This is a genomic window from Chthonomonas sp. (genome assembly GCA_016788115.1).
Lineage (GTDB): Bacteria > Armatimonadota > Fimbriimonadia > Fimbriimonadales > Fimbriimonadaceae > UBA2391.
In genome coordinates this window covers 271539-284813 of the sequence record JAEURR010000007.1, presented here as the reverse complement: position 1 = coordinate 284813, position 13275 = coordinate 271539, and the positions used below count along the sequence as shown (strand labels likewise).

The following is a 13275-nucleotide window of genomic DNA, read 5'->3' as shown; positions in this document are numbered from 1 at the left end:
CTTTGTCAGGGCAATCAGACACTAAATAGAAGTGCGCCGTCATCAGGCGGCACACTTCTTTTCTGGAGGTAAGTACGTTGGATATTATGAACAAGGCTAAAGAGGCATTAGAAAACCTGACGGGTCAGGCCGCTACCGATGGTGAGGGCGCAGCCGGTGCTGCTACCGAAGGCGCAGCAGGCATGCTGGAGCAGGCTAAGGAAGCCATGTCGGGTGGCGTCGATGGTCTGGGCAAGTTGGCCGCAGGCATGATGGAGAAGGCAGGCGGCGTTGCCGACACCATTCAGGACAAGGCCGAGGAACTCCTCAAGCGGGATCTGGACGGCGACGGCGAGATCGGCAAGTAAGCGCGGTCTCAGAACGAATTGGCCCGTCACTTCATCGGAGTGACGGGCCAATTGCTGTCTAGATTTCGCCGCTGGTGCGATGTCGAAGTGGCGTGACCGGGAGCCGCAGGTCTGAAGTCGAGGTGCTGGAGGTGAACTTCAGCACGCGATTGAGGATGACCTTGATGGAACCCGCGACGGGGAACGCCAGAATCATGCCAGCGATGCCAAAGAGCGCCGCGCCGCTGAAGACCACGAACATGCTCACCAGGATGCTGAGCCCGACGGAGCGGCCGATCAGCCTCGGATTGACGAAGTTATCGTAGACGAAGAAGACGGCCGTGTATACGCCTGCGCAGACCGCGGCAAACATCCACGGATCGGCCATGTGCATGAACCAGTTGCCGGTCGCACCGGTCAACCCGGTGACCAGGAATACAGATCCCAAGGCGATGAAGAAGCCTAACCACGGGATCATGTAGAGCGCCCCAGCGAGCAGGGCGAGCAAGATCGCGTACGGAACACCCATGATGCTCAGGGTGACTGTGACGATGGCGGTGTAGACCGAGACTGAGATCGTGACTCCGCGCAGGTAGCTGATGAAGACTTGCCCGATCTCACGGATGAGGGCGAGTGTTTCGGCGCGGATCGAAGTTGGGATGTAAGTTGCCGAGCGTATCCTCATCTGCTCGAAGTCTCTGAGCATGAGGAAAACGAATACGGGCGTGAACAGCAGCATGAAGAACTGCGAACCCGCGCTGAGCAGGATGGAGAAGAAGCTGTTGAAAAACGTCTTGACGCCGTTTGCAATGCGCTCGCGGTGCGGTTCGATGTACTGCTGAACGAGCGCGCGGCGGTTTGCAGGGACTCCCACACGACCGAGCGGCTCGCGGAATTGCTCCAGCATCCGGTCGATAGGGTTGACGGTGGCCGTTTGGGTCGCCCGCTCAACCGGGTTCCAACGTTCGAAGACGCTCTGCGATTCCGATTCAGCGAGCTGATTGGTTAGCGTCTGAAGGTTGGAGCTGAAGTTGCGAAGCTGGGTCGTCGCCATCGGCGTGACGAGCGCGCCCACGACGGTAAGGCTCCCAAAGAAGAGAATGAAGACAAGGGCGATGGCCATGCCCTGACTCACGCCGCGTCTTCGAAGTTTCTGGATGGTTGGTTCGAGCAGGACGCTGATAATGAACGCCAGCACGAACGGCATCAGGATGCTGCGGACAAGGTAGAGAAAACCGAGGGCGGCGACCATGATCGCCGCCCACAGCATAATCTTTGGCCAACTGAGGCCGGCCCGCTGCACTTAGGCTCCGAGCTCTTCCGGCTCAAGCTTGCTTACTCGCTTGGCCTTTTGCTCCTCAACCCATTCCTTTGTGCGACCCTTCAGGTCGGTCAGCTTGTGGCCGAGATCCTCGCGGACTTCCGTGCCTGCCTTCGGTGCGAAAAGCACGCCTGCAGCTGCTCCAACAATCGCGCCGAGTCCAAATCCGGCAAGTAGATAAACTAAAGCATTCTTATCATCTGATTCGCTCATTTAGGTTCCTCCTAGTTCGTTTTACTCCAAATCTTGGTTTTTGGATACAAGAGCCTTTGTCCGCTGTTTTCGAGCAGACAAGAACCCTTGCAACACATTCAACGCCACCAACGCCGCAGTTTGTCCCGCGCCTCGGTTTTTTCCGCCCAGAAGCAGGGGCACGAGAGCGCCCAGCTTGCCGGGCAGTGCGGGAAGCGAGTGTGACTGATCCTCCAGCGCCTTCAGCTTTTTCTCCTGACTCGCAAGTTTGGAGTCCATGCGATCAAGTTGCTTGGAGAGCGATCCGAGGTTGCGGTTCAATGCACGTAGCTGCTGAAACGCCATGGCCCCGAGGACCATTGCGATGAGCGCAAACGTTAAGGCGAGGATTCCGAGAACCAGTTCCAAGATCACTCTATTCTAGTCTGTTCACCCCAGCTTTTTTAGGGCTTGTTCGAGATCTGCAATAAGATCGCGAGAATCCTCGATCCCGACACTGAGTCGGAGCAGGGTTGGAGTGATGCGGCGGGCGAGCCGCTCTTCCTCCGTCATGCCCGCGTGCGACATGAGTTTGGGGTAGCCGATGAGGGACTCGACGCCGCCCAGGCTCTCGGCGAGGATGAAGAAGGAGAGATCCTTTGCCAGTGCACGAGCCTGCTCCTCTGAGCCGTCCAGGTCAAAGCTCAACATGCCGCCAAAGCCGTTCATTTGGACCTTGGCGAGGGTATGGCCGGGGTTGGACTCCAGACCCGGGTAGTAAACCTGCCTGATACGAGGGTGGGCTTCCAAGTAGCGGGCGATTTCGGCGGCGTTCTTGCAGTGCCGTTCCATACGAAGTGCCAAGGTCTTGACTCCGCGAAGGGTCAGCCAGCAGTCGAATGGGCTCGGGTTGCAACCGACGTTCTTGTTGAACTCAAAGATCTGCTCGGCCAGTTGTGGGTCCTTGGTCGCAACTGCTCCACCCACCACGTCACTGTGGCCACCGATGTACTTCGTGGTGGAATGCAGAACGAGATCGACCTCAAACTCGAGGGGAGTTTGAAGCGCCGGGCTGGCAAACGTGTTGTCGAACACGACGAGCAGTCCCAGGCTCTTGGCCACAAGAACGTTCGCGGCAATGTCCATGACCTGCATGGTCGGATTGGTTGGCGATTCGAAGATCACCATGCGCGTTCGGTCGGTGGCGGCCTCTCTCATGGAGTCCGGGTTGCTCGCATCGTAGAAGCTCACGTCGATTCCGAGGTTTGGGAGGTGTGCGACGCCGAGTCGGTGCGTACCGCCGTAGATGTCGGAGGCAATCAAGAGGTGATCACCTTGCTTCAGGAGTGAAAAAGTCGCCATGACAGCGGCCATACCAGAGCTGAAGCAGGTACAGAACTCTGCATTTTCGAGTGCGGCGATGACCGATTCCAGTGCGCGCCGAGTAGGGTTCTGAACGCGTGTGTACTCAAGATCTGGAGTCGATTCCAGGTCGTCCCAAGCAAAGGTCGAGGATTGGTAGATGGGGAAGATGACGGACTTGAAAGCCGACTCTGGCTTTTGTCCTACGCGGATCGGCTTGCTTGCGAACTCCATATCTCCATTTTGACTGATGTCAGTCGGAGGCCATGGCTGAGGCAGAAGCAGCGCGAAAAATGACCAAAGACACCAAAACAATCGTACGTCTTTGTGACTTTCGACAAAATAAGCGGGCGCAATTCACAGGAATTGCGCCCGAGGTGGTTTCTTTGTGCCTTACTAACCGGTGACTTCGTTCTCAACTCCTCGTCGCACGACGAGGAACTTCATACGGCCTGGCTTAAATCGATCCTTCAGGACGTCCATAGCTTTGTGCACGTGCACCGTGCCACCGCAGTAGAAAAGGTCGACCGCTGCGTAACCGTGCTCGGGCCAAGTGTGAATCGTGTAGTGCGACTCTTGAATGATCACCGCGCCGGATACGCCATACGGCTTGAACTCATGGAACGACTCTGTCACGACCGTCGCCTGGCTCTCTGCCGCAGCTTCGTGCATGGCCTGACCGACCGTGGTTTCAAGCTTGAGTGAGTCCTTGTCGCAGTCGAAAAGCTCGACCAGAAGGTGCGATCCCAGCGAAGATGGTTCGCCGTCCTTGAACGGCAGTCCGACCTCGTCGCGCTCAAGCCAAGAGCGAAACTCATCGACGTCGTCACACTGGATAAGCGTCCATCCGCCCTCATTGCGTACGCGAGGTGGGGATGCGACTGCTTTCTCGAAGCGCTTTAAGAAGCGGCTGAGCCAGCTTGCCCTGCGCGAATGCACCATGGGCACGACAGCCGCAAAAGCGGCAACGACACTAAACGTATGGAAGATATTTTCCAATCAAGTTTCCCTTAGAAGATGTGACGCCGGACCGACAGCCGCAAGGGCCACCGGGAGAAACCCGACCAGACGACGAGTGGAGTGTGGGAGTGACGAATCCCAGCGACCGATCTCCTTGGTAGAAGTTCTGAGCATTTTGCTCAACACCCCGGTGCTTGGCACCGTCACCGTACAAGATCGACGTGAGATTCATTCTGCTAGCGCATGTTCGCTCCCGAGATTCGGCGGGCCAAAGGATCGAATTGTTCCCGTGGGGGGTCCCGCAGAGGTCCATTGTACCAAAGGTTAGGCCGGAAGTCAAAAATAGTTGGGGAAAACTCGCAGAACCGGTATCGAAACGGTGTCAGTGGTGGACAATTTCGCCATCGGAGATCTGGATGATTCGGTCGGCTTGGGCCAGCATGGAGGGGTCGTGGGTGACCATGATGAGCGTGCCCGAGCCCCGATGCTGGTTCAAAAGCTCGACTACCTGAGTTCCATTCTTGTGATCGAGCGCCGCAGTGGGCTCGTCCGCAAAGATGGCTCGCGGTGAACCCAAGAGTGCCCTGGCAACGCACACGCGTTGACGCTCACCGCCGGAGAGTTCATGCGGCTTCCGATGGGACTTTTGGCCGATCCCCAGCTCCTCAAGCAACTCTAGGGCCTCGTCCCGGCGGTCCTCGCCGGGACGAGCGAGCAGTACATTCTCGAGCGCGCTGAGGTACCCGAGCAGGTACGGGTACTGGAAAACGAAGCCGAACGATTTCAGCCGTAGGGCACTGCGCGCGGCGTCGGAAAGTTGATTGATGTCTTGATTATCGAGCGATATTTGCCCGCTAGTAGGAGTTTTCAGTCCTGAAAGTAAGAAAAGTAGCGAACTCTTGCCCGACCCAGAGGGGCCGAGGATGCCCACGAACTCACCCTCGTGGAGTTCCAGGCCGACCGCCTTGCACGCGAAGACTTCTTTGCCGTGATCGGAGTACACCAAGGATGCATCGGAAGCGCGGATCATACAAGCCTCCTCTCGACTACGCCCACCGGGTCAAACCTGCGGAAGCGGATCATCACCGTGAGCCCCGCCACTACCAAGATCGCGATGGGGACCGGAATGGAATACAAGTAGGCGGTGCGATCTAGCGGGTCGAGTGCGAACGCCTGCGGGTCCATTAGGATGCGCTTCACGAGATTGAGGAGTCCGAAAGCCGTGAGGACACCGAGGAGCCATCCGCCGATCACGACCATTGCTGCTTCACCCAAGACGCGACGTAGAAGTGCCGATCGTGTGTATCCCAGCGCCTGGAGCAGACCAAACTCTTGCAACCTCTGCGACTGGTAGATGTTCATGAGCATGCCCATCATGAAAGTGATCACGAGCACCAGCGCGCCGATAACCACGTTGAGAATCCGATACAGGATGTTGAACATCTCGGTTGTGTCCTTGTCGAGATCCTCGTAGACAAAAACGCGCGTCCGCTCACCCTTGAAGGCTTCGAGTGCCCACGAGTCGAACTCAGGCTGCTGCGCGGGGTCCTTCGTGAAGACCGCGAGGACGTCGATGGGAGGGAAGTGGTACAGCCGGTGGTACTCGATCGGGACCATCGCGACCCACTTGTTGGTCTGCGCGATACCGACCACCTTGACGGGCATGGGCGAGAAACTCTCGTCGATGGTCGGACCGAGCAATGTGGATCCGAGCTTGAGCCCGAGGTTCCTGGCAAGCGGCTCGCTGATGAGGGCCTCTGGCGTACCGGGGCGCGGCTTCCGACCGTCGATGGACTTGGTGTCCATCGCCTGTAGGTAGTAGTCCATGTCGGATTGCTCGAGTCCGAGAATGACGAACGGCCACTTTCCTACGATGCTCTTGACCACCGCTTCGCTGGCTCGGGCGGTCATGACTCTACCCAGCGGTACGGGAGACTCTTTCTCGATGCGCTGCCGGATTTCGGGGGTACGGCTGGCATCGCCCCGCGGGGTGAACCCGGCGTAAAGTGCTGAGTAGCTGTAGATGGTACGGATGCTCAGCGGAATGGAATTGATCATGCTCACAATGCCCGCGATAAGCATCACGGCGAGCACGATCACAAGCGTCAAAGGAACCGTCTTGCCCGTTTCGCGGAGCAGGTAGACCTTGGGCGCAAGTGGGTTGGTGCTCAGTCGCTTGGCCATGGGTTAGCGCTCCTCCCGACGGTAGCGCAAAAAGACTTCGTTGCCGATCGGTAGCACTGAGATGAGTTCCCACTGTTGGACATCTTCGCGCGAAAGCGGCTCGCCGTCCGCGAGCGTCGGCACATCGCGTCCGAGCTTGATCTTCGGCGCGAGGGTCATGAACACTTCGTCGACGACCCCGGCCTGCAAGAAGAGGGCGTTCAATTCGGAGCCGCCCTCGACAAGCAGCCGTTCAATTCCGTGGACCTGTCGGAGGGTTTGCAGGAGTGCGGAGACATCGCCGCAGAACGGGAGCGTCGGATGCACGGGGTGCTTGACTGGACCCGCGACGAACGCCCGGCCATTGAAGAATTTGGGCCGAGGGGGGAGATCGCCGGAACGCGACACAACGATGCGAACCAATCGGTCCTCGTACCAGATCCCGGGGGTGGCCCTGAGCGAACCGGCACCGATGATGACGGCATCCACCGCAGCGTGCAATTGGCGCATGGCATCATGATCGACGTCGGAGCCCAAGTCCATCACGGCTTCTTCGCGTGTGCCCGTGACTATCTTGCCATCGATCGTCGTGATCATGTTCATGATGACGGTCGGACGGTCTGCTTGGGCGGGAGGGAGCCGCAAGTGTTCGTACGGCGCATCAGACATGGGTTGGAGTGATAGCGTTACGGATGGCGGTCCGGAGGGTACGGGTCGGTTGCTCCGCATACCGCTCGCCAGCAATGAAGAAGGTTGGGACGTTGTAAACTCCGGCAGCGTAGGCGTCGTCGTCGAACCCGACGATGCGGTCGGCGAACTGGCGGTTTGCCACGGCCCCCAGCATCGCCTCCACGTCGTGGATCAGTCCCTGCGCGAGAAGCTTGAGCACTTCAAGTTGGTTGATCTCGAGCCCCTTCTCCCAGTAAGCGGAGTACAGACGCTCGATGAACGGGAACGGGTCGCCTTCGGTCTTGGCGTACTCGACGGCCTGGAGCGCGTTGTGCGTTCGCATGTGCTCGGGGCGCACAGCCTTGGGGGCGTCCATGTTTTCGGCCGCGTAGGCGAGCCCGAGACGGGACGGCGTCTTCGGTTTGTCCGGATTCTCCACGGGCGCGGGTCCAGCGTCTTCGGGCCATTCCAGGGCCTCCGGGAAGAGCTCGAATCCCTCCCATTCGACCTCGATATCAAACTCCTGGGTGAGCGTTCGCACTTGCGAAACGCTGATCCAGCACCATGGGCAAAGGAAGTCGTGGGCGAGGCGAATTTTCAGACTCATCTCGCCCATTCTACGTTTTTGAGCGTTACTTCGTGCGCGTGTAGTCGCCTTCCATGAGCTTCATCCACTTGGACTGGTCCGCTTCCGCACGCATGTCCAACCTGAAATGGATCACCCCTTTCGGCTTGAACTCGTACTTTGCGACAACCTGCATCCGTCCGCCCATCATGGGGTCTTCTGCAAATTCACTCGTCGCCGTGAAGCCATTCTTGTCTCCTGGCCCCGACATTTGCAGGACGGTCCCGGTGGTCGAATCGCGCCAGTCGCCGCGAAACTGCTTCGCCTTTGCGTCGTACGTCATCAGCAAAAGACCACTCTGGGTTCCCATCGTCGTTTCGGTGTAGTCCACCATGCACTGCAGATAGCGGCCATTGAGGATCATCTGGTTGGACATGGAACTCGTCCCTTTGGACTCGTTTATGCCCCAGAAGTAGCCCATGTTGGCTTTGAACTTGCCGACCATCGACTGCAGAACCGCCATCTCCTTGGGTGGCTTCATCGCCTCCGCCATTTCTGCTGGAGTGGGCTCGACGGTAGCCGATGCCAGGACGCAACACGACGCAACAAGAGTCGTTAACATATTGATTTCTCCTCGCTAGCGCCGCGAGCAGCGACGTAGACATTTAGTTACTATAGCAAACTTGCCTGGAGATGGCAAGAGCTGCGCGTAAGATCTAACATTTGCGGTTCTAAATGCCGTGTTCGACGCCTTTCATTGAGCAGAAATCGGCCATACGAGCGAGCGTTTCTGCGCTCACATGGTGCTCAATCCCTTCGGCGTCGGCCTGGGCGGCCTCGCGCGAGACTCCCAGCGCGATCAAGAACGCCACTACGAGTTCGTGCCGCTCGCGGGACTTGCGGGCGACATCGTGACCCGCATCGGTGAGAAAGATCGAGCGGTACGGCTCGCTACGCAGCAGCCCTTCGCGGCTGAGCCGCTGCAGCGTCTTTGAGACCGTCGCTTGGGAGACCCCCAGTCGGCTGGCCACATCGACCACTCGTGCCTCGCCCTTCTCAACGATGAGCGACGCGATCAACTCCACGTAGTCTTCGGCGATTTCGCTGCTGTGATCCAGGCGCGTGCGTTCGTAACGGTTCATGGCGCAGGTGGTGAGTTCAGCATACCGAAAGGTCAAATTCATAGTGACGAGCCACGCTGGGGTTTGCGCGAATCAGCTCCTCAATCTCCTCGCGAGAGGGGATACCCTGGTTCCCGCCCCAATCGCGGCAATTGAGACACCCCGCTGCGGAGGCGTAGGCAAGGCAGCGACCGAGTGGCCAGCCTTGATCAAGTCCGAAGAGCATGCCCGCCCGAAACACGTCGCCCGCGCCCGTTGAGTCCACGACCATTGGACACGGGAAGGGTGGAAAGGCGTGCGCGCTGCCGTCGGGTAGCGCCAGGGTGAACCCGTTGGGTCCGTCGCTGAGGATCGTGGTGCAATGGTGCTCTTTGGCAAAGCCCTCCACCCACTGCAGGTTCTTCTGGATGTTGCCGCGCTTGCCAGCCCAGTCAGTACTGCTCTGAAGTACGCAACCGGCCGGGATGGGCTGACCCGGCAAGACGAAATCTTGCAGGTAAATCTTCATGCCCGCGGCAGCAGCTAATTCGATGGCTCGGCACGCTGCGAGCCCGTGATTGGGCTCAGAGGTGAACCACTCGCCTCGCTGGTACGGAGCGAGGGATGGATCGACTTCGTCTTCCATCCTCAAGAACCCAAAGCCGTAGATCGTACGGTCTCCATCGGCGGTGACGTAGATGTCGCAGAACGGGGCGGGATGGTCCGCGTTGTCCGGGCTCACGAGCAGCAACCCGCGATCGGCGAGACACTGCCGCACGAAGTCGGACTGGTGCCCGATACCGAGGGCGTTGCCGAACAGCTCGAATTTCTGACCCCAAGCGCTGAGCGCGCATGCGGTGTTCGAAGCTTCGCCGCCCAGCATCTGATGCTCGCGGAGTATCTCGGCGTAGCCACCCTTCTTGGGGAGGCTCACGACGTGGCGGATGCGATCCAGGCAGACGGTCCCGTAGACGAGCATTATTAGCGCTTAGTTTAGCGCGTTGTCGCCGAGAAGGCTTCGAGTAGGTCTTCAACCATGCTCGATGTGAATTCGCCAGTCTCGATGTAAGCCTGCATGTCGGCTTCGAGTTGGCGCGCGTCGTCCGCCATCCAAACTCCAAGTGGAGCCTTCATGCTATCGACTTTGACCAGCGACAGGCGAAGGGCGTTGGCATCTCCGTCGATTCGACGGAGACCTTTCTCCTTCAAATCGTGGATGCTCGTGTAGATTCCAGTGGCGCTGCTCGACCCATCCGGTCGAACCTCTTCAACGATCCAGTACAGTAGTCTGAACATAGGGTTTTGTCTCCGTTGACGATTTCCCCGACGAGAATCGAGGCCCGTTTGTTTCCTTTCTAGGACGCAATATTGCCGCCAAAGGCTCGGAGGCTTGCGAGATTCACGCTCAAATAGCAGGACCTAGCGGACGTAGTGGATCTTGGGAGCATCCAGATTGTCCAGGAGCATCAGGCTCACGATGGGCATGGGGCGCTGCTTGGCGATTTCTCGTGCCTCGTCAAAAGAGACCTCGAGACACACCATCCCGACCATGTCGATGAACTCCGCGAACCGAATCGCTCCCGACTGCTGACTGAAGCAGGCGAGCCCGTTGACCCCATCATGGAAGTAGCAACCGTACTTGTCACTCGCCGGATGGTGGATGAGGTACAGGGTGTTTGGGAACTCAACATCGAGCCCCAGAATCGGTTGTAAAAGTGTCTGCGACATAGCTTGCTAAGTTTGCTATTGGAAGTCTACGCCGAAATTTTCAGACTTATCAGCCTCGTTTCATGAATCGCTTTTGGACCACTGAACCTGGCTCCTCGGCGCCGCGAATATTCACGGTGATTTCTTGGCCAATCGTGGTGTCCGGAGCGAGGAACGCGAAGCCAATCCCGCACTCCAGCAAGGGCGAGTAAACGCCGCTGCTCATGGAGCCGATCTGCCGGCCACCGGCGGATACGACCATATCGGGCGCAGGGATGCGCCGCGAGTTCATCTTAATTCCGAAAAGCTTCGTCGGCGTGCCGGACGCACGCGCGGCCTGCACGAACTCCGCGCCAACAAACGACTTTGTCTTGGATATCACCCAACCCAACCCGGCGGTCAGGGGGCTGAGCTCGTCGGTCAGTTCGTGACCGTAGAGAGGCAGCCCAGCCTCGACCCGGAGCACATCGCGTGCGCCGAGCCCGCAAGGTACAACGCCCGCCTCGACGAGCGCATTCCAGAGCTTCTCCGATTCCTCGGCCGGGCAGATCAACTCGAAGCCGTCCTCGCCCGTGTAACCCGAGCGGGCGGCGAGTACGGACACGCCCGAGATCTGGGTGTTTAACAGTCCGAAGAGCGGGGCGGCTCTCATGGCTTCGCCGTCGCCGGATAGCCCTGCGAGGATCTCCGTCGCACGGGGTCCCTGCACTGCGATCATCGCGCTGGCGTCGGTGTTGTCGGTCATCTGCACGTCGAACTGGTTCTGACGGTTGAGCCACGCCACGTCTTTGGCGTGGTTCGCAGCATTCACGACCATCACGTACTCGTGCTCGCGCAGCCGGTAGACGATGATGTCGTCCACCACGCCGCCCTGGTCATTGGGCAGCAGCGAGTACTGGCCGACGCCGTCGCTCAATTTGCTGACGTCATTGGTGGTGACCCATTCCAGGTACTCAAAAACGCGCTCTCCCACCAAGTTCAGTCTTGCCATGTGGGAGACGTCAAACATGCCCGCTCCGGTGCGCACGGCTTTGGACTCAGCGATGATGCCTCCATCATATTGCACGGGCATGTCGTACCCGGCGAAGGTGACCATCTTGCCGCTCGCTCGAACGTGAGCTGCATGGAGCGGAGTGCGGAGGGAGAGCTCGTTCATGCCCCAAGGATACCAACCGTCTCGGCCCAATCGACGCGTTCTGTGGTTGACAAATTCGGCCCGATCCTATTACTAGTAAGTAGACAAATGTATAGTAATGAGGTGAGCAATGATTCGTACCAATAGGCTCTCTGTTGTGGCCGATAGCCTCCTATCGTTGGTGGAGCGGGACCCCCGGTGTCCGCACTATGGAGAGGAGAGTTTCGAAAGAAAGCTGAAAATGGCGACACGGCGCGAGATTCGGCTGCCGCTGGGAAAATTGGACCCGTCGGCAGGCTATCTGCTGCGTCGCGAGTGGCTGATCATCGGCCGGCTGGCCGCCTTGACCGCGCGTCAGCATGACATCTTTTTCAAGCGGATCAGCGGGTGGACTTTCGAAGAGATCGGTCGCGAGGCAGGGCACAGTAAACAGGGTGCGCAGAACATTTTTCGTCAGGCACTCAAGAAGATTTGCCGGTCTGAATACGTCTATCCGTACGCCGGGCTGTCCGAGGTCTATCAGGCCGAGATCCGGCGTGGTCGGTTCGCGAAGCGGCGCTAGGTACAATCCAGGGTGCGCCGCCCTGACCGGTGATGTGCCTATGGTGACTTGTTCCGCATGTTCGAAAACCAGCACGCTCGACAGTCGATTCTGTCGATCGTGTGGATCTCCCTTGGATTCCGAGGCCATCGCCGCAGCGGAGACTGAACTGGGTGCATTGCTGTCCGCGGGCAAAGAGATGCTTGAGGAGGGGCGGGCCGAAGAGGCCGTGCTCACCGCCAAAGAAGCGCTCGCCCATCACCCCGGCTGCTACGAAGCGTACGCTCTCCTGGGGGACGCGCAGGAACGGCTCGGCGAACTCGCTCTGGCACTTGATGCGTACGAGCACGTCGCTGAGCTCCATCCCGATTCTCCCCTGGACCGGATCAAGCTGACCCACCTGCGCAACCAGTTGCAAGGAAAGTCCTTGGCGGCTCCGCCACCAAGAAAGGGTGCCGCTCTCGGCGCGGGACTCGCGGCGATGGTACTGGTCGGGTGCGTCGGCGCAGCATTGGCCCTCCGTGGACAGTCGGTTCCAGTAACCGATTCGCAACCCAATCAGCCGGTCGTGCAACAAGCAACGCCAACTGCCGCTGGCGCGATGACGCAGGGTGCAGGAACTGCGACGCCGGTCGATCGAGGCTCCGAAACCGCAAGCCAGCCTGAACCCCAACGAACCGAGGCCAGCGCTCCGGTCGCAACGCGCACTAGCGCGGACGGCACGCTTCCTGCGGCTGCGCGCTCCGGTCCACCGACGGTTGAGCCGATGCCGATCGGCCCAATCAAGATTGTTCCGAACGATCGACCGGCCGACACAAACCCAAAGGTCGAATCGCGCGACCCGGATCCAGGCCCGGTCACCAGCACCAAGACGGACGGCTCGAAGCCAGCAGAGGTCAAGCGCCCGCCCGGCATCATCGAGATCACGCCTTCAAAGGACTCGGGTTCGAGGCCAGTTGGTGGCAGCGAGAGCCTCGGTGGGGACGCGGCAAACCTGGTACGAGTGGCGCGCCAGCGCTACGCGACGGGTGACTATGCGGGTTCGGCGGACGCCTACGAGAAGGCGTTGAGTGCGGGCGGAGACGCGGGCTCGATCAACCAACGACTGGCCCAGTGCTACGAAAAGCTGGGTCGGAAGAGTGACGCCAAGGAGTGCTACCGCCGCGCAATCGCCGCGTACGAGCGTCGCAACGACGATTCGTCTCGTGCGGCGCTCGCCGCCTGCCGGACTGCGCTCCAGGTGCTAGGAGGCTAG

Annotated in this window: 18 protein-coding genes; 3 read left to right on the top strand and 15 right to left on the bottom strand. The window is 59.3% G+C overall.

All coding sequences use genetic code 11. From position 1 onward, the window contains the following. The first annotated feature begins 86 nt into the window (after window positions 1–86). Complete coding sequence (locus JNM85_08835; protein ID MBL8088157.1) at window positions 87–347, top strand: hypothetical protein; 261 nt, start codon at window positions 87–89, stop codon at window positions 345–347. Between the two features lie 58 nt (window positions 348–405). Here the strand turns inward: JNM85_08835 and JNM85_08830 are convergent, their stop codons facing one another. The 15 genes from JNM85_08830 to gcvT form a co-directional block, all read right to left on the bottom strand. Then, a complete protein-coding gene (locus tag JNM85_08830; protein MBL8088156.1) occupies window positions 406–1596 on the bottom strand; it encodes an AI-2E family transporter in 1191 nt (396 codons plus the stop codon). Window positions 1597–1629: 33 nt separating this feature from the next. Then, window positions 1630–1860, bottom strand: a complete 231-nt coding sequence (locus JNM85_08825; GenBank protein MBL8088155.1) for a YtxH domain-containing protein — start codon at window positions 1858–1860, stop codon at window positions 1630–1632. Window positions 1861–1881: 21 nt separating this feature from the next. Next, a complete protein-coding gene (locus JNM85_08820) occupies window positions 1882–2247 on the bottom strand; it encodes a hypothetical protein (GenBank protein ID MBL8088154.1) in 366 nt (121 codons plus the stop codon). 21 nt (window positions 2248–2268) lie between these two features. Further along, complete coding sequence (locus JNM85_08815) at window positions 2269–3414, bottom strand: PLP-dependent transferase (protein MBL8088153.1); 1146 nt, start codon at window positions 3412–3414, stop codon at window positions 2269–2271. Between the two features lie 162 nt (window positions 3415–3576). Continuing rightward, entirely contained in the window at window positions 3577–4122 is a 546-nt protein-coding gene (speD, locus tag JNM85_08810; protein ID MBL8088152.1) for an adenosylmethionine decarboxylase, read from the bottom strand. 400 nt (window positions 4123–4522) lie between these two features. Next, window positions 4523–5170: an ATP-binding cassette domain-containing protein gene (locus tag JNM85_08805; GenBank protein ID MBL8088151.1), complete on the bottom strand. Its 648-nt coding sequence runs from the start codon at window positions 5168–5170 to the stop codon at window positions 4523–4525. Continuing rightward, window positions 5167–6324: an ABC transporter permease gene (locus tag JNM85_08800; protein MBL8088150.1), complete on the bottom strand. Its 1158-nt coding sequence runs from the start codon at window positions 6322–6324 to the stop codon at window positions 5167–5169. Before JNM85_08800 ends, JNM85_08805 begins: the two co-directional genes overlap by 4 nt. A 3-nt stretch (window positions 6325–6327) precedes the next feature. Continuing rightward, entirely contained in the window at window positions 6328–6972 is a 645-nt protein-coding gene (locus JNM85_08795) for a dihydrofolate reductase family protein (protein MBL8088149.1), read from the bottom strand. Next, window positions 6965–7579 (bottom strand): DsbA family protein, encoded by a 615-nt coding sequence (locus tag JNM85_08790; GenBank protein MBL8088148.1) that lies wholly within the window; start codon window positions 7577–7579, stop codon window positions 6965–6967. Before JNM85_08790 ends, JNM85_08795 begins: the two co-directional genes overlap by 8 nt. 25 nt (window positions 7580–7604) lie before the next feature. Beyond that, complete coding sequence (locus tag JNM85_08785; protein MBL8088147.1) at window positions 7605–8159, bottom strand: DUF1579 family protein; 555 nt, start codon at window positions 8157–8159, stop codon at window positions 7605–7607. 109 nt (window positions 8160–8268) lie between these two features. Next, window positions 8269–8679 carry a manganese-binding transcriptional regulator MntR gene (gene mntR, locus JNM85_08780; GenBank protein ID MBL8088146.1) on the bottom strand — a complete coding sequence of 137 codons (411 nt, stop codon included), beginning with the start codon at window positions 8677–8679 and terminating at the stop codon, window positions 8269–8271. Window positions 8680–8695: 16 nt separating this feature from the next. Further along, a complete protein-coding gene (locus JNM85_08775) occupies window positions 8696–9616 on the bottom strand; it encodes a carbohydrate kinase family protein (protein ID MBL8088145.1) in 921 nt (306 codons plus the stop codon). Between the two features lie 14 nt (window positions 9617–9630). Further along, the gene (locus JNM85_08770) at window positions 9631–9933 is read right to left on the bottom strand and encodes a hypothetical protein (GenBank protein MBL8088144.1); all 303 of its coding nucleotides are present in this window, start codon (window positions 9931–9933) and stop codon (window positions 9631–9633) included. A gap of 123 nt (window positions 9934–10056) precedes the next feature. Further along, a complete protein-coding gene (locus tag JNM85_08765) occupies window positions 10057–10365 on the bottom strand; it encodes a hypothetical protein (protein ID MBL8088143.1) in 309 nt (102 codons plus the stop codon). A 49-nt stretch (window positions 10366–10414) separates the two neighbouring features. After that, complete coding sequence (gene gcvT / locus JNM85_08760) at window positions 10415–11500, bottom strand: glycine cleavage system aminomethyltransferase GcvT (protein MBL8088142.1); 1086 nt, start codon at window positions 11498–11500, stop codon at window positions 10415–10417. Window positions 11501–11720: 220 nt separating this feature from the next. Between gcvT and JNM85_08755 the strand changes: the two genes are divergently transcribed. Further along, on the top strand, window positions 11721–12041 hold the full coding sequence (locus tag JNM85_08755) for a hypothetical protein (GenBank protein MBL8088141.1): 321 nt from the start codon (window positions 11721–11723) through the stop codon (window positions 12039–12041). 112 nt (window positions 12042–12153) lie between these two features. Then, window positions 12154–13275, top strand: coding sequence for a tetratricopeptide repeat protein (locus tag JNM85_08750; GenBank protein MBL8088140.1), 1122 nt, complete (start codon window positions 12154–12156; stop codon window positions 13273–13275).

Bases quoted from the DNA above. Each gene is read 5' to 3' on its own strand.
- JNM85_08770 (MBL8088144.1), bottom strand. From the start codon at position 9,933: ATGTTCAGACTACTGTACTGGATCGTTGAAGAGGTTCGACCGGATGGG.
- JNM85_08815 (MBL8088153.1), bottom strand. From the start codon at position 3,414: ATGGAGTTCGCAAGCAAGCCGATCCGCGTAGGACAAAAGCCAGAGTCG.
- JNM85_08785 (MBL8088147.1), bottom strand. From the start codon at position 8,159: ATGTTAACGACTCTTGTTGCGTCGTGTTGCGTCCTGGCATCGGCTACC.
- JNM85_08830 (MBL8088156.1), bottom strand. From the start codon at position 1,596: ATGCTGTGGGCGGCGATCATGGTCGCCGCCCTCGGTTTTCTCTACCTT.
- JNM85_08805 (MBL8088151.1), bottom strand. From the start codon at position 5,170: ATGATCCGCGCTTCCGATGCATCCTTGGTGTACTCCGATCACGGCAAA.
- speD (MBL8088152.1), bottom strand. From the start codon at position 4,122: ATGGTGCATTCGCGCAGGGCAAGCTGGCTCAGCCGCTTCTTAAAGCGC.
- JNM85_08800 (MBL8088150.1), bottom strand. From the start codon at position 6,324: ATGGCCAAGCGACTGAGCACCAACCCACTTGCGCCCAAGGTCTACCTG.
- JNM85_08775 (MBL8088145.1), bottom strand. From the start codon at position 9,616: ATGCTCGTCTACGGGACCGTCTGCCTGGATCGCATCCGCCACGTCGTG.
- JNM85_08765 (MBL8088143.1), bottom strand. From the start codon at position 10,365: ATGTCGCAGACACTTTTACAACCGATTCTGGGGCTCGATGTTGAGTTC.
- gcvT (MBL8088142.1), bottom strand. From the start codon at position 11,500: ATGAACGAGCTCTCCCTCCGCACTCCGCTCCATGCAGCTCACGTTCGA.
- JNM85_08825 (MBL8088155.1), bottom strand. From the start codon at position 1,860: ATGAGCGAATCAGATGATAAGAATGCTTTAGTTTATCTACTTGCCGGA.
- JNM85_08795 (MBL8088149.1), bottom strand. From the start codon at position 6,972: ATGTCTGATGCGCCGTACGAACACTTGCGGCTCCCTCCCGCCCAAGCA.
- mntR (MBL8088146.1), bottom strand. From the start codon at position 8,679: ATGAACCGTTACGAACGCACGCGCCTGGATCACAGCAGCGAAATCGCC.
- JNM85_08835 (MBL8088157.1), top strand. From the start codon at position 87: ATGAACAAGGCTAAAGAGGCATTAGAAAACCTGACGGGTCAGGCCGCT.
- JNM85_08755 (MBL8088141.1), top strand. From the start codon at position 11,721: ATGGCGACACGGCGCGAGATTCGGCTGCCGCTGGGAAAATTGGACCCG.
- JNM85_08790 (MBL8088148.1), bottom strand. From the start codon at position 7,579: ATGAGTCTGAAAATTCGCCTCGCCCACGACTTCCTTTGCCCATGGTGC.